Consider the following 22,138-nt stretch of genomic DNA (forward strand, 5'->3'; position numbering starts at 1 on the left):
GCCCCATGAACAACCTGCCCGGACTCAACTTTCAACTCGGTGAAGACATCGACGCGCTGCGTGACGCGGTGCGCGACTTTGCCCAGGCCGAGATCGCCCCGCGTGCGTTTGAGATCGACCGCAGCGACCAGTTTCCGATGGACCTTTGGGAAAAGATGGGGAGCCTGGGCGTGCTCGGCATCACCGTCGGCGAGGAATACGGCGGCGCCAACATGGGCTACCTGGCGCACATGATCGCGATGGAGGAAATCAGCCGCGCCAGCGCCAGCGTGGGCCTGAGCTATGGCGCGCACAGCAACCTGTGCGTGAACCAGATCAGGCGCAACGGCACGCCGGAACAACGCCAGAAATACCTGCCCAAGCTCATCAGCGGCGAGCATGTCGGCGCACTCGCCATGAGTGAGCCGGGCGCCGGCAGCGACGTGCTGTCGATGAAGCTCAAGGCTGAAGACAAAGGTGGCTACTTTCTGCTCAATGGCAACAAGATGTGGATCACCAACGGCCCCGACGCCGACACCCTGGTGGTTTATGCCAAGAGCGAACCCGAGTTGGGCGCGCGCGGCGTCACGGCCTTTTTGATCGAAAAGGGCATGAAGGGTTTCAGCATCGCGCAAAAGCTCGACAAGATCGGCATGCGCGGCAGCCACACCGGCGAGCTGGTGTTCAACAACGTCGAAGTGCCCGAAGCCAATATTCTGGGCGGGCTGAACATGGGCGCCAAGGTGCTGATGAGCGGTCTCGACTACGAGCGCGCGGTGTTGACCGGTGGGCCGCTGGGCATCATGCAGAGCGTGATGGACAACGTGATTCCGTACATCCACGACCGCAAGCAGTTCGGCCAGAGCATTGGCGAGTTTCAGCTGATCCAGGGCAAGGTGGCCGACATGTACACCGTGCTGCAAGCCGGGCGCTCATTTGCCTACACGGTGGCCAAGAACCTCGACCTGCTGGGCGCGGAGCACGTGCGTCAGGTGCGCAAGGACTGCGCCTCGGTCATTTTGTGGACGGCTGAAAAAGCCACCTGGATGGCCGGTGAGGGGGTGCAGATTTTTGGTGGCAACGGCTACATCAACGAATACCCGCTGGGGCGCCTGTGGCGCGATGCCAAGCTGTATGAAATTGGTGCCGGCACCTCGGAGATTCGGCGTATGCTGATTGGGCGCGAGCTGTTTGCGGAGACTTGCTGAAGCGGCACGGCACCCCGGTAACATCGGCGCATGACACCTCTCCAAAACCTGCTCGACAACAACCGCGCCTGGGCGGTGCGCATGGAAGCGCAGCGACCCGGTTTTTTCAGCCAGTTGGCGCAGCAGCAGACGCCCAAATACCTGTGGATCGGCTGCTCGGACAGCCGCGTGCCGGCCAACGAGATCACCGGGCTCGACCCCGGCGAGGTGTTCGTGCATCGCAACATCGCCAACGTGGTGGTGCACTCGGACCTGAACGCACTCTCCGTCATCCAGTTCGCGGTGGATCATCTCAAGGTCGAGCACATCATGGTGGTCGGGCACTACGGCTGCGGCGGCGTGCTGGCGGCGCTGCGTGGCACGCGCGTGGGTCTGGCCGACAACTGGCTGCGCCATGTGCATGACGTCAAGCTGCGCCACCGCCGTCGCCTGGACCATCTGAGCGTGGTAGAGCAGGAAGACACGCTGTGCGAAATGAATGTCATCGAGCAGGTGGGCAACGTGGCGCTGAGCAACGTGCTGCAGGACGCTTGGGCGCGCGGTCAAAATGTGGCGGTGCACGGCTGGTGTTATGGCCTCAAGGACGGTTTGGTGAAAGATTTGGGGGTCAGCATGCAGGGGCAACACGAGGTGGTGAACGTGTTTCGCAAGGCCTTCAAGCGTTATCCTCGGCCGATGCTCCCCCCACTCAATTGATTCGATAAGGTTGATTCATGTTTCCCACGCGCCTAGATTCCACCCTGGCCTACGACATTGCCAAAGCCATGATGGACGGCTTTAACCGCCACTACCGCCTGTTCCGAACCGAGTCGGCCCGCGCCAAGCACCGTTTTGAGACGGCCGACTGGCACGGCCAGCAGCGCGCCCAGCGCGAGCGCATCGAGTTTTACGACCTGCGCGTGCGCGAGGCCTCGATGCGACTGGAACGCGAATTCAAAGCCGGCGAGCAGCCCATGGACATCTGGCACCAGGTCAAGCTCCACTACATCGGCTTGCTGGTGGACCACCATCAGCCCGAGCTGGCCGAGACCTTTTTCAACTCGGTCACCACCAAAATCCTGCACCGCAGCTACTTCCAGAACGACTTCATTTTCATTCGCCCGGCGGTCAGCACCGAGTACATCGAGAACGATGAAACCGAGAAGCGGCCGACCTATCGCTCCTACTATCCCGCGGCCAACAATTTGCCCGAGGTGCTGATACAGATGGTGCATGACTTCGACCTGCGCCGTGAGTTCCTGGACCTGCCCGGTGACGTGGCGATGGTGGCGCTAGCCATGCAGGGCTTGCTGGGCGACGCCAAGCTGCGCGCCAACTACCAGATTCAGGTGCTTTCCAGCCTGTTTTTCCGCAACAAGGGCGCTTATATCGTGGGCAAGGTGATCAACGGCTACAACGAGTTTCCGTTTGCGCTGCCCGTTTTGTACATCGCCGGTGAAACCAGACTGGCCATCGATGCCATTTTGTCTGGCCAGGACGACCTGCTGATGCTGTTCTCCTACGCCCGTGCCTACTTCATGGTGGACATGGAAATCCCCAGCGCCTACGTGCAGTTTTTGCGCAGCATGATGCCGCTCAAACCGCGCAATGAGCTGTACAACGCGCTGGGCCTGGCCAAGCAGGGCAAGACGCTGTTTTACCGCGACCTGATCTACCACCAGCGCCATTCCACCGACAAGTTTCGCATTGCGCCGGGCATCAAGGGCATGGTCATGCTGGTGTTCGACCTGCCGAGTTTTCCCTATGTGTTCAAGGTCATCAAGGACTTTTACCCGCCACCCAAAGACACCAGTCGAGAACAGATCAAGGGCAAGTATTTGCTGGTCAAGCAGCATGACCGGGTGGGGCGCATGGCCGACACGCTGGAGTACAGCGAGGTGGGCTTCCCGCGCGCCCGCTTTACCGACGAGCTGATTGCCGAAATAGAAAAATTCGCCCCCAGCCAGATGGAGATCAGCGACCGCGATGGCAACGGCCAGCTGGAAGTGGTGCTGAAACACGTCTATATCGAGCGGCGCATGATCCCGCTCAACATCTACCTGCAGGAAGCGTTCGACGCAGGCGCTGCCGACCCCGGCAACACCACGCCTGCCGCGCAGCGGGCCAGGGAGCAGTTGAGGCACGGAGTCATCGAATACGGTAACGCCCTGAAAGACCTGATTGCCGCCAACATCTTTCCCGGCGACATGCTGTGGAAAAACTTTGGCATCACGCGCCATGGCAAGGTGGTGTTCTACGACTACGACGAGATCGAATACATCACAGACTGCGTCTTTCGCCGGGTGCCCCAGGCACGCAACGAAGAAGAGGAAATGTCGGGCGAGGTCTGGTACAAAGTCGGTCCCAAAGACGTTTTCCCCGAGACCTTCGGACCGTTCCTGCTGGGCAATGCAGCCGTCAAGGAAGTGTTCATGAAGCACCACGCCGACCTGCTCGATGCCAGTTTCTGGCAAAGCCACAAAGAGCGCATTCAGCAAGGCTACGTGTATGACGTGTTTCCGTATGACCAGCACAAGCGCTTCCACCCCGAACGCGCCAATGCACAGGTGCCGGAGTCGATTTAGTCGGTGACAGGGTAGATTAATTTTTTTCAAAGGAGTTTGACATGACGGATTCAATCGTGATCGTGGGTGCTGCACGCACTCCCCTGGGCAGCTTTCAGGGCGACTTTGCCGGACTGGCTGCGCACGACCTGGGCGGCGTCGCCATCAAGGCCGCGCTGGAGCGCGCCAGCCGCAATTCAAAACTGACCCCCGAGATGGTCGATGAGCTGATCTTCGGCAATTGCCTGATGGCCGGCCAGGGCCAGGCGCCGGCGCGACAGGCCGGTTTCAAGGGCGGTTTGCCCAAGAGCACCGGTGCTGTCACCATGAGCAAGATGTGCGGTTCGGCCATGCGCGCCACCATGTTTGCCAACGACATGTTGCTCGCCGGCTCGGCCGACGTGCTGATGGCCGGTGGCATGGAAAGCATGACCAACGCACCGTATTTGCTGCAAAAAGCACGCGGCGGCTACCGCATCGGCCACGACCGCATTTTTGACCACATGATGCTCGACGGCCTGGAAGACGCCTATGAAGCCGGCCGATCCATGGGCACCTTTGGCGAGGACTGCGCCGCCAAATACGGCTTTACCCGAGCGCAGCAGGACGCCTTTGCCACCACCAGCGTGCAGCGCGCCCAAAACGCCACCGCCTCGGGTGCGTTTGCGACAGAAATCGCGCCGGTCATGCTCAAGGGCCGCGCCGGCGACACCGTGATTTCCATTGATCAGGGTCCGGGCAAGGTCAAGCTCGACAAGATCACATCGCTCAAACCCGCGTTCAAGAAAGACGGCACCATCACCGCCGCCAGCAGTTCCAGCATCAACGACGGCGCCGCCGCGCTGGTGCTGATGCGCGCCTCCACAGCCGCCAAGCTCGGCTGCCAGCCGCTGGCGCGCATCGTCAGCCATGCCGTGCACGCGCAGGAACCCGAATGGTTCTCGACCGCCCCTGTCGGTGCCAGCCAGAAGGTGCTGGCCAAGGCCGGCTGGGCGGTGAACGACGTGGACCTGTGGGAAGTCAACGAGGCCTTTGCCGTGGTGCCGATGGCGCTCATGCACGACCTCAAGGTCAGCCATGAGATCATGAACGTCAACGGCGGCGCCTGCGCGCTGGGCCACCCAATCGGCTGCAGCGGCGCGCGCATCATCGTCACGCTGTTGTACGCACTGCAGGCACGCGGCCTGAAAAAAGGCGTGGCTTCTCTGTGCATCGGTGGTGGTGAAGCGACCGCCGTGGCGCTGGAAATGCTCTGAACGAAAGCCTGCCTCATGTTGCTGACCCAAGACCAGGAAATGATCCGCGACGCGGTGCGCGATTTTGCCCAGGCCGAGCTCTGGCCCAATGCTGCCAAGTGGGACAAGGAACACCACTTTCCCAAGGCGGCGCACCAGGGCTTGGCGGCGCTGGGCGCCTATGGCATTTGCGTGCCGGAAGAACTGGGCGGCGCGGGCCTGGACTATCTGACGCTGGCGCTGGTGCTGGAGGAAATTGCCGCTGGCGACGGCGGCACCAGCACGGTGATCAGCGTGACCAATTGTCCGGTCAATGCCATCCTGATGCGTTATGGCAATCCGGCGCAGAAAATGCAGTGGCTGACGCCCCTGGCGCAGGGCCGGATGCTGGGCGCCTTTTGCCTGACCGAGCCGCATGTGGGCAGTGACGCATCGGGCTTGCGCACCACGGCGGTCAAGGATGGCGATGACTATGTGATCAACGGCGTCAAGCAGTTCATTACCAGTGGCCAAAATGGCGACGTGGCCATCGTCATTGCGGTCACCGACAAGGGCGCCGGCAAGCGCGGGATGAGCGCCTTTTTGGTGCCGACCAAGACACCTGGCTACGCGGTGGCGCGGCTTGAGGACAAGATTGGCCAGCATTCGAGCGACACCGCGCAGATCAATTTTGACAACTGCCGCATTCCCGCAGAGAACCTGATTGGCGCCGAGGGCCAGGGCTACGGCATTGCCTTGGGCGGCCTCGAGGGCGGGCGCATCGGCATCGCCGCGCAAAGCGTCGGCATGGCGCGCAGCGCCTTCGAATTTGCCGTGCAATACGCCAAAGAGCGCCAGAGCTTCGGCACCGCCATCTTCAACCACCAGGCAGTGGGCTTTCGGTTGGCCGAATGCGCGACCCAACTGGAGGCCGCACGTCAACTGATCTGGCACGCTGCGTCCTTGCGCGACGCTGGCAAACCTTGCCTGAAAGAAGCCGCCATGGCCAAGCTCTTTGCCAGCGAAATGGCCGAAAAAGTGTGCAGCGCCGCCATCCAGACCCTGGGCGGCTACGGCGTGGTGAGCGACTTCCCGGTGGAGCGCATTTATCGCGACGTGCGCGTCTGCCAGATCTACGAAGGCACCTCCGACGTGCAGAAAATCATTATTCAGAGAAATCTGTAAGTTCAGCTGGAACGCTTATTGCGTGGGTGTGTTGCCGAACAGTCTTTTGGCTGCATTGCAGCCTATGCTCGCATGAATTGGGCTGTTGCCCGGCCCATTCGCCTCTCATTTGGAGCACCTCTTGACCAACCTGAACAACACTCCCGGTGATAACCCGCATCGAACGCCTGACACCAGGCTGCGCATGCGCGTCGGCTTCGAGATCGAATACGAGTGCCCCAACCCGACGCCGATGCTCTTGTCGCTCAACATCCACCATTCGCGTGCGTCCGACCTGGTGCGTCCGGACATTCTGGTGACCAGTCCGGCGATCCCGATCAGTGCCTACCGCGACCTGTTCGGCAACTGGTGCAGCCGCATCGTCGCGCCTGCGGGAAGGCTGGTGTTACGCACCGATGCGCTGGTCAATGACAGCGGCCTGCCCGATGTGGTGGCGCCCTGGGTCGAGCAGACACCGGTGGAGTACCTGCCAGAATCGGCGCTGGTGTATTTGCTGGGCAGCCGCTATTGCGAGACCGACCTGCTCTCCAACATCGCCTGGCAGCAGTTTGGCGCCGGCCCCACCGGCTGGGCACGGGTGCAGGCGATCTGCGATTTTGTGCACCAGCGCATCGAGTTCGGCTACCACCACGCCCGGCGCACGCGCACGGCCTGGGAGGCATTCAACGAAGGGCGGGGCGTGTGCCGTGATTACGCCCACCTGGCGATTGCCCTGTGCCGCTGCATGAACATCCCGGCGCGTTATTGCACCGGTTACCTGGGCGACATTCGCATTGCGCCGATTCCAGGCCCGATGGACTTTGCCGGCTGGTTCGAGGCCTATCTGGGCGACCGCTGGTACACCTTCGATGCGCGCAACAACACGCCGCGCATTGGCCGCGTGCTCATGGCCCGTGGCCGCGACGCCTGCGACGTGGCGCTGACCAGCACTTTTGGCCTCAACACGCTGCAGCGCTTTACGGTCTGGGCGGATGAAGTGGCCATGGGTTGAGGGGCAAAGCAAACGCAAGTAAAGTTGACACTTGTTTTTTTATAACAGGAGACCCCTCATGCCGATCACCAAAAGCTGTCAACAACTCGTGGCCGAGGCCACGGCCCAAGTCAAGACCTATACGGTTGGCGAAGTCCGGGCGCGTCTGAGTGACCCGAAAGTGCAAGTGGTTGACATCCGCGACGTGCGTGAATTGGAGCGCGAAGGCACGGTGCCGGGTTGTTTTAACGCACCGCGCGGCATGCTCGAATTTTGGGTGGACCCGGCCTCGCCCTATTACAAGCCGGTATTTGGCGACGAATCCAAAGAGTTCATCCTGTTTTGCGGTGCCGGCTGGCGTAGCGCGCTGGCCGCCAAGGCGCTGCAAGACATGGGCATGACCAACGTGGCCCACATCGACGGCGGCTTTGCCGACTGGGTCAAGCAGGGTGCGCCGCTGGAAACTTACGAGCAGCACAAGGCGCGCCGCCACGCCAAGGCATAAGCTCAGCCGCCGCCCTGACGCCGGAATTCTGCCGGCGATTGTCCGGTCCAGCCCCGGAAGGCGCGCATGAAACTTTTTTCGTTTCGGAACCCTGCCGCCTGCGCCACCTGTTTGATCGGGCGCTGGGTGCGCAGCAGCAGCTCGCTCGCGTGGCTTTGGCGCACCTCGTCTTTGAGCGCCTGCAGCGATGCCCCCTCGTCCTTGAGTTGTCGATGCAAGGTGCGCGGCGAGACGTAGAGCAGGTCGGCCAAATCATGGGCGCTGCGGGTTTGCTCGGGGTGCGCGGCCAGTGTTTGCCGCACCCGCTGCACCAGCAGGCGGTCACGCCGGTACTGCAGCACGGTCAGCGGCAGGGCGTGTTGCAGCATCTGCTGCAGCGCGGCCTCATTGCGGCGCAACGGCAGATCGAGGTAGCGTGCGTCCATCTGGATGTGCGCCTGCGCCTGCTCAAACGTGGTGGCACCCGAAAACAACACGGCATACACGTTGTGGTGCGCGGGTGCCGCAAATGGAAACTGGGCACCCTGCAGCGGGATGCGTGAGTCAATCAGCCAGCAGGCCACGCCATGGAGGTTGCGCAACACCGAGACCAGGCAAAACTCCCGCACCGCGCCCAAATCGCGGTGTTCGGTGATGCTGATCGTGGTGATGTCTTTGGTGGTTTGAACCTTTAGTGTGATGTCATCGGTCAGCAGGCCATGGTGGCGGCACCAGCGCTTGAGCGCCACGCCGAGGTTCGGGGCGCTGATGGAGGCGCGCGCCAGCATGCCGTAACTGCCCCAGGGCAGGCGGCGGCTGAACCAGCCAAGCGCTTCGTCGTCCAGCTCCTGCATCGCTGCGTCTGAAATGCGCTCCATTTGCGCGGCGGTGATGCGTGCGGTGGGATTTTCAAGAAGTTCTGGCGCAATTTGTGCCGATTCAAGCGCGTGAACAGGACTTTTGCCATACTTTGCGTAGGCATTCACGATGGCATTGACAAATGCAACCGGGGTAGCTGCGGCGGTGTTTGATGAGTTTTGCATGGTTCGAAGTATCTTTTCGATTGGCACAATATGCAACCTGCATGACAGCTACTGGCGTGCTTTTGGTTTTATGCTCAGGCCATCACCATGGCGCCAGCTTGAACGCCAACCCCGACACACAGAAAGAATGCCATGTCCGTTCTGGAGACAAAACTCAACGCCCGCTCTGCGGATTTCTCTGCCAATGCCGCTGCCATGCGCACCCTGGTGGATGACCTCAATGCCAAGGTCACCCAGGTCGAGATGGGCGGTGGCGATGCTGCCCGCGCCAAACACACGGCGCGCGGCAAGTTGCTGCCACGCGACCGGGTGCAGATGCTGCTCGATCCCGGTACGCCGTTCCTGGAACTGTCGCCCTTGGCCGCTTTGGGCATGTACCCGGACCGCGATGGCACCGACAGCGCGCCTGGCGCAGGCTTGATTGCCGGCATTGGCCGGGTGAGCGGGGTTGACTGCATGATTGTCTGCAACGATGCCACCGTCAAAGGCGGCACCTATTACCCGATGACGGTCAAAAAGCACCTGCGCGCGCAGGAGGTGGCCCAGCAAAACCGCTTGCCCTGCATCTATCTGGTGGACTCGGGCGGTGCCAACCTGCCCAACCAGGACGAGGTGTTCCCGGACCGGGACCATTTTGGCCGCATCTTTTTCAACCAGGCGACCATGAGCGCGCAGGGCCTGGCGCAAATTGCGGTGGTCATGGGCAGTTGCACCGCCGGCGGCGCCTATGTGCCGGCCATGAGCGACGAGGCCATCATCGTCAAGAACCAGGGCACCATTTTTCTGGGGGGGCCGCCGCTGGTGAAAGCCGCGACCGGCGAAGTGGTGACCGCCGAAGACCTCGGCGGTGGCGACGTGCACACTCGCCTCAGCGGCGTGGCCGACCATCTGGCGCAAAACGACATGCACGCGCTGGCGCTGGCCCGCACTGCCGTCAAAAACCTGAACAAGGGCAAGCCGACGGTTGCCACCGACCATGCACCCGCTACGCCCAAATATGCGGCGCAGGAACTGTATGGCGTGATCCCGGTGGACACCCGCAAGCCCTTCGACGTACGCGAGATCATTGCCCGCATCGTCGATGACTCCGACTTTGACGAATTCAAGTCGCGTTTTGGCACCACGCTGATCTGCGGCTTTGCCCGTATCGAAGGCATGCCGGTCGGCATCATCGCCAACAACGGCATTCTGTTCAGCGAATCTGCCCTTAAAGGCACGCATTTCATCGAGCTCTGCTGCCAGCGCAAGATCCCGCTGGTGTTTTTGCAGAACATCACCGGCTTCATGGTCGGGCGCAAATACGAGAACGAAGGCATTGCGCGCAACGGCGCCAAGATGGTGACGGCGGTGGCGACTGCGGCGGTGCCCAAATTCACCATCATCATCGGCGGCAGTTTTGGCGCCGGCAACTACGGCATGTGCGGCCGCGCCTTTGGCCCGCGCTTTTTGTGGATGTGGCCCAACGCGCGCATTTCGGTGATGGGCGGCGAGCAGGCCGCCAGCGTGCTGGCCACGGTGCGCCGCGACGGCATCGAACTCAAGGGAGGGCAGTGGAGCGCTGCCGAAGAAGAAGCCTTCAAGGCCCCGATCCGCAGCCAGTACGAAGTGCAGGGACACCCCTACTACGCCACCGCCAGGCTTTGGGACGACGGCATCATCGACCCGGCCGACACTCGCCGCGTGCTGGCGCTGGGGCTGTCAGCAACCCGAAATGCACCGATTGACGACACCAAATTTGGACTTTTTCGCATGTGATGTGTATGATTAGCATTTTTAGTACACATTAAAAGGACAAATGATGCGAACCAACATTGTGATTGACGATGGTTTGATGGCGGCTGCAATGGCTGCCGGGGGTTTTAAAACCAAACGTGATGCCGTGGAAGAAGGTCTGCGGCTGATCGCCCGGCGCGCGGCGTATCAGGAGATTCGTCGGTGGCGTGGCAAATTGCACTGGAGTGGGGACGACACGGCTGACTGGAGCGTGGACGTGCCCGGTTCAGGTGGTCAACCCAAGGTTCAAGAGGCTGCTGCCAATTACACAGGTCAGACCAAATGATCACAGTGGATTCCAGCGTCTGGATTGACTATTTCAATGGACTGACAACACCGCAAACTGATTTGCTGGATGAATTGCTGGACAAAAGCAGTCATGAACTGGTGCTGCTTGACCTGGTGCTGATGGAAGTCACGCGCGGTTTTCGGTATGACCGTGAACTCGCCACGGCGCAGCGCATTTTGGCGTGCATGCCGGTGATGGATGCCGGTGGGCACGCGCTGGCGCTTGAAGCCGCTGAACATTTCCGGGCGTTGCGCCGGGTTGGCATCACCGTTCGCGGTGCCGTTGATTTGATGGTGGGGGCTTGGTGCATTGCCAATGAAGTGGCGTTGCTGCACAGTGACCGCGATTTTGTCGGCATGGCAGAGCATCGGGGTTTGAGCGTCTGGACCGGGTTTTAGGGGTGAGATTTTCATGACAACATCTTCATCGCGCATCGCGCATCGAGCCGGCGTGGCCACCGTCACCCTGAATCGCCCCGAGGTGCGCAACGCCTTCAACGACGAGGTGATTGCCGAACTGACGCAGGCATTCACCCAGCTAGGCCAAAACGACACCGTGCGCGCCATAGTGCTGGCCGCAGAAGGCACTGCTTTCTGCGCTGGCGCCGACCTCAACTGGATGCGCCGCATGGCCGATTACACCCATGCCGAAAACCTGGCCGACGCCGCGCAACTGGCCGAAATGCTGCGCGTCATTTACACCTGCCCCAAACCCACCGTGGCGCGCATCCAGGGCGATGTTTACGCCGGTGGCATGGGCCTGGTGGCGGCCTGCGACATGGCGGTGAGCGTGGACAGTGCCAACTATTGCCTGAGCGAGGTCAAGCTCGGCCTGTACCCCGCCACCATCAGCCCCTACGTGATTCGCGCCATGGGCGCGCGCGCCGCGCATCGCTACTTTTTGACCGCCGAGCGATTCGATGCGGCGGAGGCGCTGCGCATCGGATTTGTGCATTCGGTGGTGCCCTCCGCGCAACTCGACGAACGGGTGGCGGACATCACCAAGGCGCTGGTCAATGCCAGCCCCAACGCCGTCAAGGAATGCAAAGCCCTCCTTCACGACGTCGCCGGCAAGGACATCGACGCGGCCCTGATCGCCCACACCGTGCAAGGCATCGCCAGCATCCGCGCCAGCGCCGAGGGCAAGGAGGGCGTGCAGTCCTTCCTGCAAAAGCGCAAACCCGACTGGCTGGTTTAACAGGCATGGCCATGAACCGGTATCGTCATTGCGAGCGAAGCGCGGCAATCCATGACCCCAGCTCCATGGATCGCCACGCTTCGCTCGCGATGACGGGCCTCAGCAAACCTAATTAGCGAGAAACACCATGTTCACAAAAATCCTGATCGCCAACCGCGGTGAAATTGCCTGTCGAGTCGCGGCTACCGCGCGTCGCATGGGCATCAAAACGGTGGCGGTGTATTCCGATGCCGATGCCCAAGCCAAACACGTCGCCGCCTGTGACGAATCGGTGCACATCGGCGGCAGCGCGCCCAAAGACAGTTACCTGCGCTGGGAAAGGATCATCGAAGCCGCCCAAGCCACGGGCGCCCAAGCGGTGCACCCGGGTTATGGATTTCTGAGCGAAAACGAAGACTTTGCCAAGGCCTGCGTGGCCGCCGGTCTGGTGTTCATCGGCCCGCCCGCTTCGGCCATCCAGGCCATGGGCCTCAAGGCCGAGTCCAAGCAGTTGATGGAACGCGCCGGTGTGCCGCTGGTGCCGGGCTACCACGGTTCGGACCAGGACCCGGCACTGCTGCAACTCAAGGCCGATGAAATCGGCTACCCCGTGCTCATCAAGGCCAGCGCCGGCGGGGGCGGCAAGGGCATGCGGGCGGTGGAACGTTCGCAAGACTTTGCCGATGCCCTGACCAGCTGCAAGCGCGAAGCCATCAACAGCTTTGGCAGCGATGCGGTGCTGGTCGAGAAATATGTGCAGCGACCGCGCCATATCGAAATCCAGGTGTTTGGCGACAGTTTTGGCAACTACGTTTACCTGTTCGAGCGCGACTGCTCGGTCCAGCGCCGCCACCAGAAAGTGCTCGAAGAAGCGCCTGCGCCGGGCATGACGCCCGAACTGCGTGCGCGCATGGGTGAAGCAGCTGTGGCCGCAGCCCGCGCGGTGAATTACGTCGGTGCCGGCACCGTGGAATTCATCGTCGAGCAACGCGCGGACGGGTCGATGAATTTCTTCTTCATGGAAATGAACACCCGTTTGCAGGTCGAGCATCCGGTGACTGAAGCCATCACTGGCCAGGATCTGGTGGAGTGGCAACTGCGTGTGGCCAGTGGTGAAGCGCTGCCGTGTAGCCAGGACCAGCTCAAGATCACCGGCCACGCCATCGAGGCACGCATTTGCGCCGAGAACCCCGACAACAACTTCCTGCCCGCCACCGGCAGACTCGATGTCTACCGCAAGCCAGACTGCAGCAGTTTTGCCATCAGCGCGGTGCGTTTTGACGATGGTGTGCGCCAGGGCGACAGCATCAGCCCGTTTTACGACTCCATGGTGGCCAAGCTCATCGTGCATGGCGACACGCGTGAACAGGCGCTGGCGCGGCTGGACGACGCGTTGGCGCAGACCCACATCATCGGCCTGACCACCAATGTGCAGTTTTTGCGCCATGTGCTGCAGTCGCCCTCGTTTGCCCAGGCCAATCTGGACACCGGCCTGATACCGCGCGAGGCCGCTGTCCTGTTCAACCAGGAGCGCGTGGGCCTGTCAATGGCTGCAGCCGCGGATGTGGCGCAAACCCTGCTCGACGAGCGCACTGCCGAAGATACAGACCCCTTCAGCAAGACGGACGGCTGGCGCAGCCATGGCGTCTTCACGCGCCGATTTGCGTTTGAATTTGCCGGCGAGCAGGTGCAGGCGGGGCTGACTTATCTGCACGATGGCGCGCTGTCTTTGTCAGTGGGGGAGACCGCTGGTGTGCTGGAATTTTCCGCCACGCCAGCCGGTATCGATCTGCACTTTGCGGGCCAGCGGGCGCTGGTCAACGTGTATCGCAAGGGCGAGGTGGGGCACATCCACACGGCGCAAGGCGCGACGCAGATCATTGCCATCGACCTGCTGCTGCACGCCGGCGAAGCGCCCGCCGAGGTCGGTCGTCTGACGGCGCCCATGCCAGGCAAGGTGGTGTCGTTCGCCGTCAAGGCCGGCGACATTGTCAAACGCGGCCAGGCGCTGGCGGTGATGGATGCCATGAAAATGGAGCACACCATTGCCGCGCCCATCGACGGCGTGGTCGAGGAGTTGCTCTATGCCGCCGGCGACCAGGTGGTGGAAGGGGCAGAACTGCTTAAATTGGTCGTACAGGAATGACTGCTCGTCATTGCGCGCCCGCTGAATGCCGGGTCCCGCTGTGGGAGCGGCGCCCTCGCCGCGATTGCGTTTGGTTCACGAAACTCGAAGCGCGGTAATCCATAAGGTTTGATGATCTCCATGAAAATTACTTTTTGCTGCACCGGCACCGAGCCGGAACCCTGGCTGGCTGGCCTGCGTGCCGCCTTGCCGCAGGCCCAGGTTGAACTCTGGCAACCCGGCGCAGGCCCGGCAGACTACGCCGTGGTGTGGGCGCCACCGCAACAGTTCTTTGACGAGCAGCCGCAGCTCAAGGCCGTGTTTGCCATCGGCGCCGGCGTGGATGCCCTGCTGAAACTGCGCCTGCCAGCCGGCGCCAGCTTCGTGCGCCTGGACGATGCCGGCATGGCGGTGCAGATGGCCGAGTACGTGTGCCATGCGGTGATTCGCCACTTTCGGGAACTTGATCTCTATGCCGCAGACATCAGTCAGGGCCGCTGGACCGTGCACCCGTCGCGCAACCGTGCTGACTTCCCCATCGGTGTCTTGGGCCTGGGCGTGCTGGGGCAGCGCGTGGCACAAGCCCTGACGCACTTTGAGTTTCCGGTGAATGGCTGGAGCCGAACGGCCAAAAACCTGGACGGTGTCCGTGGCTTTTCGGGTGCGCAGCAGCTCGATGCGTTTCTGGCGGCCAGCCGCATTCTGGTCAACCTGCTGCCGCTCACCATTGAGACCCAGGACATCCTGAATCGCAACACCTTGAGCCGCTTGCAACCGGGCGGCTACGTCATCAACGTCGCGCGCGGTGCGCATCTGGTGGACGAGGATTTGCTGGCGCTGCTCGACAGCGGCCATCTGGCTGGTGCCACGCTGGACGTGTTTCGCACCGAACCTTTGCCGACCGCGCACCCGTTTTGGCGGCACCCCAAGATCACCATCACGCCACACACTTCGGCGCGCACCCTGCGCGAGACCAGCATCGCGCAAATTGCCGGCAAACTCATGGCTTTGCAGCGGGGCGAATTGGTGGCTGGGCTGGTTGATGTTGGGCGTGGGTATTGAGCAGGGCTTAGACGGCCGGTGTTCAGTGGAAGCCGACCTTCAGGTGCGACGTTCGCTGGGTTATAGTTTGAACCGAAGCAAACGTAGAAAGCGAACTCGACGTTCGCCATATTTCGCCAGGATAGGCGACAGGGTTCACCGGGATGGAAATGATTTCAATTTTTAGCGAAATTTACCGCAAACCCAGGCGGCATGTGCCTTTCCGCTTGAGGTGCTTCCGTGCCAACGAGTGGTTTTCCAGTTTCTTTCGTCGTTTAGCATGGCTCGGCCAGGATAGACGCTCGGCTACATTACGTTAGCCCGCATTCACAGTACAACGATGAGCGGCTTCCAGAATCTTCTAGTTCGTGACTCAACGCTCGAACTGTTGACGCAACAGCGATGGCCGATTGCGCACCCGGCCGTAAACTTTGCACCGATGCTGCTTGACTACGCTGTACTTTCGGCCAAGGCATACCCGCAGGAGCAGCTTGATCGAAAGATCGCCGGCACGAGCCCATTACCCGAGATTGCTGGATGGCATGAGATTGAAGATGCCCCGACTGAGTTGCTCTCGCATACACACCGCGTCGGTGTTGGCCGCGTCACCTGTCGAGTCTTTCGCTCGTCTCAGCGTCATCCAGAGGAGGTAGTCCTTGCATTCCCAGGCATGGATTTGCGCAATTGGGCGGACTGGTGGGCCGCCCTGCGCTGGGTTACAAGGCATGTTCCCGCTCTCGACGACAAGTTCCGTCAGGTTCGCGCGAACACGCGCAGCCTCATTGAGTGGCTGCGAAGCCGCCATGGTCCGAGCTTCCGTCTTATTGCAGTGGGTCACTCGCTCGGTGGGGGGCTGGCGCAACAGGCAGCTTACGCGACTGGAGGATTTGACGAAGTTCTCGCCTTCAACCCTACCTTCGTGACTGGCTGGTTTGAGACAGCTACCGAAACTGAGAGAAGGGCAAACTCCCAAGGTCTCCATATCTTTCGCATTTATGAGGACGGGGAAATCCTTGCTTTCTTGTGGCGCCTGGTGGAGTGGCGTTTCCCGCTTGCACGACTGCCAAACCCTAGAATCACCAGAATTAGAACTCACTTCTACTCGGGTTTCGCCCCATTTCAGAAGCATAAGATCGTTGAAATGTCCAACTCGCTTCAGGCGCTGGCAGCGTTGAAGGACACGAGTCACAGGTCTTCTCGGGACCTGCGAGAGCAGGTTGAGCAAGTGATTGGTGACCATATCCGTACCGCACCAAAGTCAGTTCAGTCAACAACTGAACCGGATGAGAGGCCGGGCGATGCGGGCTAACCCAGCGGTCGACCTCGCTCCCTTCGGTCACTGGACGCTACGCGATGAAGCCGCGCAGCGCCGGTCACCTCCACGCTAGGCATTGGTGCCAATATGAAACTGAACAATCTATCAATTAGTGATTTCTTATCTGCCTGTGCAATAGGCATCTCAGTAGTTGCACTTCTTTCGTCAATAAAGAGTTGCCAAATTAGCGAGAAGGCACTTGAGGTATCGGTTCTCGAGTACAACAGCAATAGATCATTGGTTCTAAAGGGAGAAGTTCAGGGCACCAGTGCAGACATAAAGGTCACACCGCATGATCCTTCTTTCTTGCTTCAAGAGGTGTACTATCAGTTTCCTTCTGAGATCGGCACAAAACGTAAATTTGTGAGTCCTCCCAACTACGTGTTGTCCTTGAATAGAGAGATAGACTATTTCAAAAAGGAACTTGCAATTCGCTATCGAGACGAATCGGGTAAAGCGACGATCGGAGAAAATGCGCGTATGCCATTTCTAGTCGAGTCGTTTTCAACTGTGAAGGGGCAAGGCCATCGTGACCGTAGCATCTATACGCTGAATTTTGAGTTTCAAGTCCCTAACGATCCGAAGTCGGAGCCGAAAATCGCAGTAACAGGAATTTCGTTTGGTTCTCGTATTGACCGGAACGAAAATGCTGAAGAGATGCTAGAAAAGGCTTGGGCTGAAGCAAAGGCAAACTGACAACCAATGAATCTTGTACAACTCCATATTTGTCTCGTTAAAAAGACGCAGATACGTAAGATCATCAATGCCTAACCCATCATTCCAAGGGACGCTGCCCGATAAAGCCGCGCATCGCCCCTGATTCAAACGTTCTACGTCACCAAGCCCACCACTGCCACCGACGCCCGCCGAATGAACATCAGCACAAGACTCCCGAAGAAGTATGCAAACGAACAGGTTCTTGTCGTTCAATACGCATCACTTAGCGAGCTTCTTCCAACCGTTGGGGTCTGGCCAGTGCGCGACAAGTTGCTTGACCTAGTCGCAAAACCAGGAATCATGCGGCGCGATCAGGCGGAAATGACCACAGCCGTCACGCAACTTGTGGCGTACTACATCGTCGTCAATGAGTCACGCCTTCTAACCCATCGGCGAACGCGTCGTCAGCCAGAGAAACGCCTTACCGCCGTAAGGGCAATTGGTCTAAGCGGCCATATGACCACATCGGATTTACAGACGCTGCTTACCCGCGACCTGTTCCATGCGGGTGAGCATACTGGATACGCGAACCGCGAACTGGCGGAAGAAGTCGCCGTTCGCGTGTCTTCGAAACATCCGATCACGCTGCGCGGTTTCATTTGGGAACCTATCGACGACTTTGGTAAACAACATTTAGGTCTGATCTACATTGTCCCGGCTGAGGCTGAGTTCAGGGTTCTAGAGCCTGGTTTAATCGGAGAAGCGCAGTTTTCAACGCTTCCCGAGATATCACGTTCCGTTGACGCATATACCTCTTGGTCCCGTCTGCTTCTCCAGTCAAACCTTCTTACCGAAGCGTTGACCGTTGAGGGCTAGCCCGTGACTTACCCGTTCACTCCCGATAATTGGACAGATCCAATTAGTCAGAGCATCTACGCAGGCATAGTCCTCCTGGTCTTGCAGACTTTGCTACTTGGGGCCTGGAAACTACTGAAGTGGATTCGGAGAGAACAGCCCGCGTCAAAACTTATTACCGCCCTTGGATGGGCGGGATTAGTGATGCCGCCAATCCTCGTTTTCGCCTTGGCATTGGTGAGGAGAGACGTTGGTATAGTTTTAGCCGCAACTATCTTGGTAAGCGCTATTCCACTTGCATTAGTCGCGGCAAGAGAATACATACGTCAAAAGCAAGTGGTCGAGGCGCTTACCTCGAAGTTGACTCGCTTTAGCGCAATTGGTATTGAAGACGTAGTTGTCAATCCTGACATCGAAGCCTATCGCAGCTTTCTGGTTCGGGCCCACAGTGCATTTGCCTTTCAAGGCGTTGGCGCCGAGAAACTCACCCGCGACTTTGAAGCCTTTCAGTCAATGGTCTCAAGATGCGGGACACCGGCCAACCCTGTCCGCCTCCTGCTTATATCGCCAGAAGCACATTGGCTAAAGCACGGGGCAGTGCGTCGCGGCCTAGGTCGCTCGTCCTTCTCCGATAGGGAAATTCAGTCGCTCCAGCGAATCGCACGCGTGAAGAAGGAATTTAGTGGGCAGATCCTAGTGCGTTTCTATTCGTCGCGTCCTGTGTTTCGGTTGATGTTCGCGAACCAAGCACTATGCTGGCTTGGCCACTACACCGAGTCCGCCGCAATTCCGGGGCAGAATGAGTATGCAGAACAAAGCAACTCAAGCTTGGCACTTGGGAAGCCAAAGGCAAAGGCACCCGATCAGCAGCTCTATGGTGCCCTGGAAATATTCTTTGAAGAACAGTGGGAATCTGCAAAGGGGGAAGAATGGGATTTCGATCGCTTTCTGAACTAGCCTGTGTTCATGGGCGCTTTCAACCGTTCCACCTAGGACATGTGGATTACCTTAAGGCTTGCCTTGAGCGGTGGGATGCCGTAGTTGTTGGAATTGCCGCTCCAACGCCTGTTCCGCTCAGCTTTCCGGGTGTCGAGCACAGAAATAGACCTTCAGCCAACCCTCTGACCTACCTAGAGCGAACGATTCTAATAAGGGAATGCTGCCGCGAGCTTGGCATTGAGGATCGGCGGATTGAGTTCTCCCCATTCCCAATTGATGAGCCGTCGCTACTTAATTTCTTTATACCAAAGACAGTTGTTTGCGCAACGACCAGGCTTTACGCTTGGAATGACGAGAAGATTCGTCGCCTAACTAACGAAGGCTACTCGGCCGTCGTTCTTGACAACTGTAAGAAGGTGCCGTTCAATGGAAGTCGCATCCGATCGCTGATGGTAAATAGCGACAACTCATGGACCGAGATGGTCACGCCTCGGGTTGGTCAAATGCTAGATGATTGGCAACTTGCTGACCGCATACGCGTGCTGTTGGCTGCGGAGGATGACGTACAACCTCTCGTTCAACCGGACCCGCTACGGCAGGCGCCGTAGCCCGGGCTGAGGCACATGGTGCATCATCTCAACCCGGGCTACGGCGCCTGCCGTAGCGGTCCGGTTAGCTCGAACGTTCGGCGTCAAACTTTCTCATCCATCAATCATGGCAACTCTGACATCGTTAATTCCAGATATCAACGTCCTTTTAGCGCTCGCACCGGAAGAGCTCGCTGAGATCGTCCTGCAGTTGGCTCACGAACACAAGCAGAACAATAAAGCTCATATGCAGGCAATTGCGTCCCACATTCACGGTACTCCCGGTGCCGACAACGGATATCCACAAAACCGTAAAAATGATGCCGAGGCGGTTCTAGCCGAAGCATGGAATTGGCTATTGATACAAGGCCTTCTGATTCCAGAGCCTGGACCGAACGGAAACAATGGATGGATGTTATTCAGCAGGCGCGCAAGGGCAGTATTGGCTAATAACTCGTTCAAGACTTATGCACGCAGCGTTGAATTTCCCAAGACCCTGCTTCACCCATCAATTGCTGATGAGGTATGGCTTGATATTGTTCGCGGACATATAGAGACCGCAGTGTTCAAGTCGTTTCGGGCCGTTGAAATTGCCGTGCGCGAGGTTGGTCACTTCGCCGATACAGATATTGGTGTGCCACTTATGCGAAAGGCGTTCGACAAAGCAACCGGACCACTTTCCGATCAAAATCAACCCGATGCCGAGCGGGAAGCATTGGCCCATTTGTTCGCTGGGGCAATTGGTTCATACAAGAACCCTCATTCCCATCGCACCGTCACCATCAATGACGCAACGGAAGCACAAGAAATGGTCGTTCTGGCCAGTCATCTACTTCGTATCGTTGATAGCAGACGGTAACCAATGACGCCGAATCGGGTAGGCAACGGCTTTTAACAATCGCCCCCACACCTACCCTCGTGCGGGTCCGCAGTGGGCGATTCATGCACACTTGAGTGACATTTGGCTGTCGGCTAAGGGTCTTCTACGGCCTCAATCGGCCACACATTAATTGACACCCACGCCTTTCGCTTAGTGACATCGCAAGATGACATCACGCAGCATCCTCCTTGAGAATGTTAGCATCGCCAATCAACCAGACGACAGGACGAAATGGGCAAGATCCAAGACAAATTCGCCATGCTTGCAACCGACAACGCACCGGGGCAAGAGGGGCGCCAGAAGGCGGCCGATTTGGGTTCTTTGCTGCGCGGCGACCCGCTTGAGGGCAGGCCCGTTGATTTTTCGCATGGCGATGTCAATGCGTTCGAACCCACCCCTGGCGCATTTGAGACCTTTGTCGCGGGTGTCGAATCCGGTGCCGACCAAGCCTATACCGAATACCGCGGCAAGAAAAGCATCCGTGATCATCTGGCCGCCAAACTTGCCGATTTCACCGGCGCACCGGTCTCGGCTGACGATGGGCTGATCATCACCCCGGGCACCCAGGGCGCGCTTTTCCTGGCCATCGCATCCACTGTGTCAGCAGGCGACAAGGTCGCGATTGTGCAACCCGACTATTTCGCCAACCGCAAGCTGGTTCAATTTTTCGGCGCCGAGATCGCGCCCGTCAAGCTGAACTACCTTGCCGCAAGCGACCATGCGGGCCTCGATTTGGGGCAGCTCGAGGAGGCTTTCAAAGCCGGGGCCAGGGTGTTTGTTTTCTCCAATCCGAACAACCCGGCGGGCGTGATTTACTCTGACAGTGAAATCAACGCCATCGCGCGCCTGGCACAGGCGTACGGCGCCACCGTGATCGTTGACCAGCTCTATTCCCGGCTGCTGTATCCGGGCAGCCGCTACACGCATTTGCGGGCCAACCCGCACGCCCCCGACAACGTGATCACCATCATCGGCCCGTCCAAGACCGAATCGCTCAGCGGTTACCGCGTGGGCGTGGCCTTTGGCTCGGCGGCGCTGATTGACCGGATGGAAAAGCTTCAGGCCATCGTCTCCTTGCGGGCCGGGGGCTACAGCCAATCGGTGCTGCGGACATGGTTTGCGGAACCCGCCGGCTGGCTGCAGGAACGCATCGCCCTGCATCAGGTGATCCGTGACGCGTTGCTGGCCAGGCTCCGCGCGGTGGATGGGCTGGTTGCCCGCACCCCGCAAGCGGGCAGCTATCTGTTCCCGCGCCTGCCGGAACTGGCCGTGCCGACCCAGACCTTTGTCACCATCTTGCGCCATCAGGCCGGCGTGACGGTCACCCCCGGGGCGGAATTTGGCCCCCACTCCATTGACAGCATCCGCTTTAACTTTTCGCAAGACCGTGAGGCGGCGATTGCGGCGGTCGAGCGCACCTGTGCCCTGATCGAGCGGTATCGGCGATGACGCGCCCGCCGGTTTCGCAAGGGAACTATGTCGCCGCCAAGCGGCATGGCAACCTGGTCCATACCTCCGGCATGACACCCCGGGACAACGGGGTATTGATGTTCAAGGGCGCGGTCAGCCCAGGCGCCCCGCTGGAAACCTATCAAGCGGCGGTCGAGCTCGCGACGAAGAATGCTTTGACTGCCGCTCGCCTGCTGGCTGGCCCGCACGAAAGGGTCGCGGGGGTTCTCAGCCTGACGGTCTATATCGCGGCTGAACCGGAATTCACCGCACATGCACGTTTGGCCGATTTCGCTTCGGCCTTTCTGCAGCGTGAAATGGGTGACGACGGCATCGGCTGCCGGGCCGCCATCGGGGTGGCGAGCCTGCCGGGCAATGCGCCCGTCGAGACTCAGCTTGTCGCCATCATTGCGAAGCAGGCATAAC

General features: G+C 59.6%; 22 protein-coding genes. 21 read left to right on the forward strand and 1 reads right to left on the reverse strand.

Annotation, left to right across the window (positions count from 1 at the left end; genetic code table 11):
* Nucleotides 1-5: 5 nt before the first annotated feature.
* The 7 genes from PHF15_RS12115 to PHF15_RS12145 all read left to right on the forward strand — a co-directional run bounded on the left by PHF15_RS12115 (nucleotide 6) and on the right by PHF15_RS12145 (nucleotide 7,604).
* Nucleotides 6-1,187 (forward strand): isovaleryl-CoA dehydrogenase, encoded by a 1,182-nt coding sequence (locus PHF15_RS12115; RefSeq protein ID WP_300121438.1) that lies wholly within the window; start codon nucleotides 6-8, stop codon nucleotides 1,185-1,187.
* Between the two features lie 30 nt (nucleotides 1,188-1,217).
* Nucleotides 1,218-1,883 carry a carbonate dehydratase gene (gene can, locus PHF15_RS12120; protein WP_300121440.1) on the forward strand — a complete coding sequence of 222 codons (666 nt, stop codon included), beginning with the start codon at nucleotides 1,218-1,220 and terminating at the stop codon, nucleotides 1,881-1,883.
* Between the two features lie 17 nt (nucleotides 1,884-1,900).
* Nucleotides 1,901-3,751, forward strand: a complete 1,851-nt coding sequence (gene aceK / locus PHF15_RS12125) for a bifunctional isocitrate dehydrogenase kinase/phosphatase (RefSeq protein ID WP_300121442.1) — start codon at nucleotides 1,901-1,903, stop codon at nucleotides 3,749-3,751.
* Nucleotides 3,752-3,792: 41 nt separating this feature from the next.
* Complete coding sequence (locus PHF15_RS12130; protein WP_300121443.1) at nucleotides 3,793-4,986, forward strand: acetyl-CoA C-acyltransferase; 1,194 nt, start codon at nucleotides 3,793-3,795, stop codon at nucleotides 4,984-4,986.
* Between the two features lie 15 nt (nucleotides 4,987-5,001).
* Nucleotides 5,002-6,129 carry an acyl-CoA dehydrogenase family protein gene (locus PHF15_RS12135; protein WP_300121444.1) on the forward strand — a complete coding sequence of 376 codons (1,128 nt, stop codon included), beginning with the start codon at nucleotides 5,002-5,004 and terminating at the stop codon, nucleotides 6,127-6,129.
* A 121-nt stretch (nucleotides 6,130-6,250) separates the two neighbouring features.
* Nucleotides 6,251-7,120, forward strand: coding sequence for a transglutaminase family protein (locus tag PHF15_RS12140; protein ID WP_366520613.1), 870 nt, complete (start codon nucleotides 6,251-6,253; stop codon nucleotides 7,118-7,120).
* Between the two features lie 58 nt (nucleotides 7,121-7,178).
* Nucleotides 7,179-7,604 carry a rhodanese-like domain-containing protein gene (locus PHF15_RS12145; RefSeq protein ID WP_300121445.1) on the forward strand — a complete coding sequence of 142 codons (426 nt, stop codon included), beginning with the start codon at nucleotides 7,179-7,181 and terminating at the stop codon, nucleotides 7,602-7,604.
* 2 nt (nucleotides 7,605-7,606) lie between these two features.
* Here the strand turns inward: PHF15_RS12145 and PHF15_RS12150 are convergent, their stop codons facing one another.
* On the reverse strand, nucleotides 7,607-8,626 hold the full coding sequence (locus PHF15_RS12150; RefSeq protein ID WP_300121446.1) for an AraC family transcriptional regulator: 1,020 nt from the start codon (nucleotides 8,624-8,626) through the stop codon (nucleotides 7,607-7,609).
* 132 nt (nucleotides 8,627-8,758) lie between these two features.
* Here PHF15_RS12150 and PHF15_RS12155 point away from each other — a divergent pair, with 132 nt between their 5' ends.
* The 14 genes from PHF15_RS12155 to PHF15_RS12215 all read left to right on the forward strand — a co-directional run bounded on the left by PHF15_RS12155 (nucleotide 8,759) and on the right by PHF15_RS12215 (nucleotide 22,137).
* Entirely contained in the window at nucleotides 8,759-10,381 is a 1,623-nt protein-coding gene (locus PHF15_RS12155) for a carboxyl transferase domain-containing protein (RefSeq protein WP_300121447.1), read from the forward strand.
* Between the two features lie 43 nt (nucleotides 10,382-10,424).
* Entirely contained in the window at nucleotides 10,425-10,685 is a 261-nt protein-coding gene (locus PHF15_RS12160) for a type II toxin-antitoxin system VapB family antitoxin (RefSeq protein WP_300121448.1), read from the forward strand.
* Nucleotides 10,682-11,086 carry a PIN domain nuclease gene (locus tag PHF15_RS12165; protein WP_300121449.1) on the forward strand — a complete coding sequence of 135 codons (405 nt, stop codon included), beginning with the start codon at nucleotides 10,682-10,684 and terminating at the stop codon, nucleotides 11,084-11,086. The genes PHF15_RS12160 and PHF15_RS12165 overlap by 4 nt, the downstream gene beginning before the upstream one ends.
* A 13-nt stretch (nucleotides 11,087-11,099) precedes the next feature.
* Nucleotides 11,100-11,885, forward strand: a complete 786-nt coding sequence (locus tag PHF15_RS12170; RefSeq protein ID WP_300121450.1) for an enoyl-CoA hydratase/isomerase family protein — start codon at nucleotides 11,100-11,102, stop codon at nucleotides 11,883-11,885.
* Between the two features lie 127 nt (nucleotides 11,886-12,012).
* Entirely contained in the window at nucleotides 12,013-14,010 is a 1,998-nt protein-coding gene (locus PHF15_RS12175; RefSeq protein WP_300121452.1) for an acetyl/propionyl/methylcrotonyl-CoA carboxylase subunit alpha, read from the forward strand.
* Nucleotides 14,011-14,130: 120 nt separating this feature from the next.
* Nucleotides 14,131-15,051: a glyoxylate/hydroxypyruvate reductase A gene (locus PHF15_RS12180; protein ID WP_300121454.1), complete on the forward strand. Its 921-nt coding sequence runs from the start codon at nucleotides 14,131-14,133 to the stop codon at nucleotides 15,049-15,051.
* A 319-nt stretch (nucleotides 15,052-15,370) separates the two neighbouring features.
* The gene (locus PHF15_RS12185; protein ID WP_300121455.1) at nucleotides 15,371-16,339 is read left to right on the forward strand and encodes a hypothetical protein; all 969 of its coding nucleotides are present in this window, start codon (nucleotides 15,371-15,373) and stop codon (nucleotides 16,337-16,339) included.
* Between the two features lie 93 nt (nucleotides 16,340-16,432).
* Entirely contained in the window at nucleotides 16,433-17,041 is a 609-nt protein-coding gene (locus tag PHF15_RS12190) for a hypothetical protein (RefSeq protein ID WP_300121456.1), read from the forward strand.
* Between the two features lie 174 nt (nucleotides 17,042-17,215).
* Entirely contained in the window at nucleotides 17,216-17,878 is a 663-nt protein-coding gene (locus PHF15_RS12195) for a hypothetical protein (protein ID WP_300121458.1), read from the forward strand.
* A gap of 3 nt (nucleotides 17,879-17,881) precedes the next feature.
* Nucleotides 17,882-18,814 carry a hypothetical protein gene (locus PHF15_RS12200; protein WP_300121459.1) on the forward strand — a complete coding sequence of 311 codons (933 nt, stop codon included), beginning with the start codon at nucleotides 17,882-17,884 and terminating at the stop codon, nucleotides 18,812-18,814.
* Nucleotides 18,787-19,404, forward strand: coding sequence for an adenylyltransferase/cytidyltransferase family protein (locus tag PHF15_RS17005; protein ID WP_366520614.1), 618 nt, complete (start codon nucleotides 18,787-18,789; stop codon nucleotides 19,402-19,404). Before PHF15_RS12200 ends, PHF15_RS17005 begins: the two co-directional genes overlap by 28 nt.
* A gap of 106 nt (nucleotides 19,405-19,510) precedes the next feature.
* Nucleotides 19,511-20,242 (forward strand): TIGR02391 family protein, encoded by a 732-nt coding sequence (locus PHF15_RS12205; RefSeq protein ID WP_300121460.1) that lies wholly within the window; start codon nucleotides 19,511-19,513, stop codon nucleotides 20,240-20,242.
* 252 nt (nucleotides 20,243-20,494) lie between these two features.
* Nucleotides 20,495-21,712, forward strand: a complete 1,218-nt coding sequence (locus PHF15_RS12210; protein ID WP_300121461.1) for a pyridoxal phosphate-dependent aminotransferase — start codon at nucleotides 20,495-20,497, stop codon at nucleotides 21,710-21,712.
* The gene (locus PHF15_RS12215) at nucleotides 21,709-22,137 is read left to right on the forward strand and encodes a RidA family protein (RefSeq protein ID WP_300121462.1); all 429 of its coding nucleotides are present in this window, start codon (nucleotides 21,709-21,711) and stop codon (nucleotides 22,135-22,137) included. The genes PHF15_RS12210 and PHF15_RS12215 overlap by 4 nt, the downstream gene beginning before the upstream one ends.
* Nucleotide 22,138 lies beyond the last annotated feature (1 nt).

Source organism: Rhodoferax sp., from assembly GCF_028689295.1.
Lineage (GTDB): Bacteria > Pseudomonadota > Gammaproteobacteria > Burkholderiales > Burkholderiaceae_C > Rhodoferax.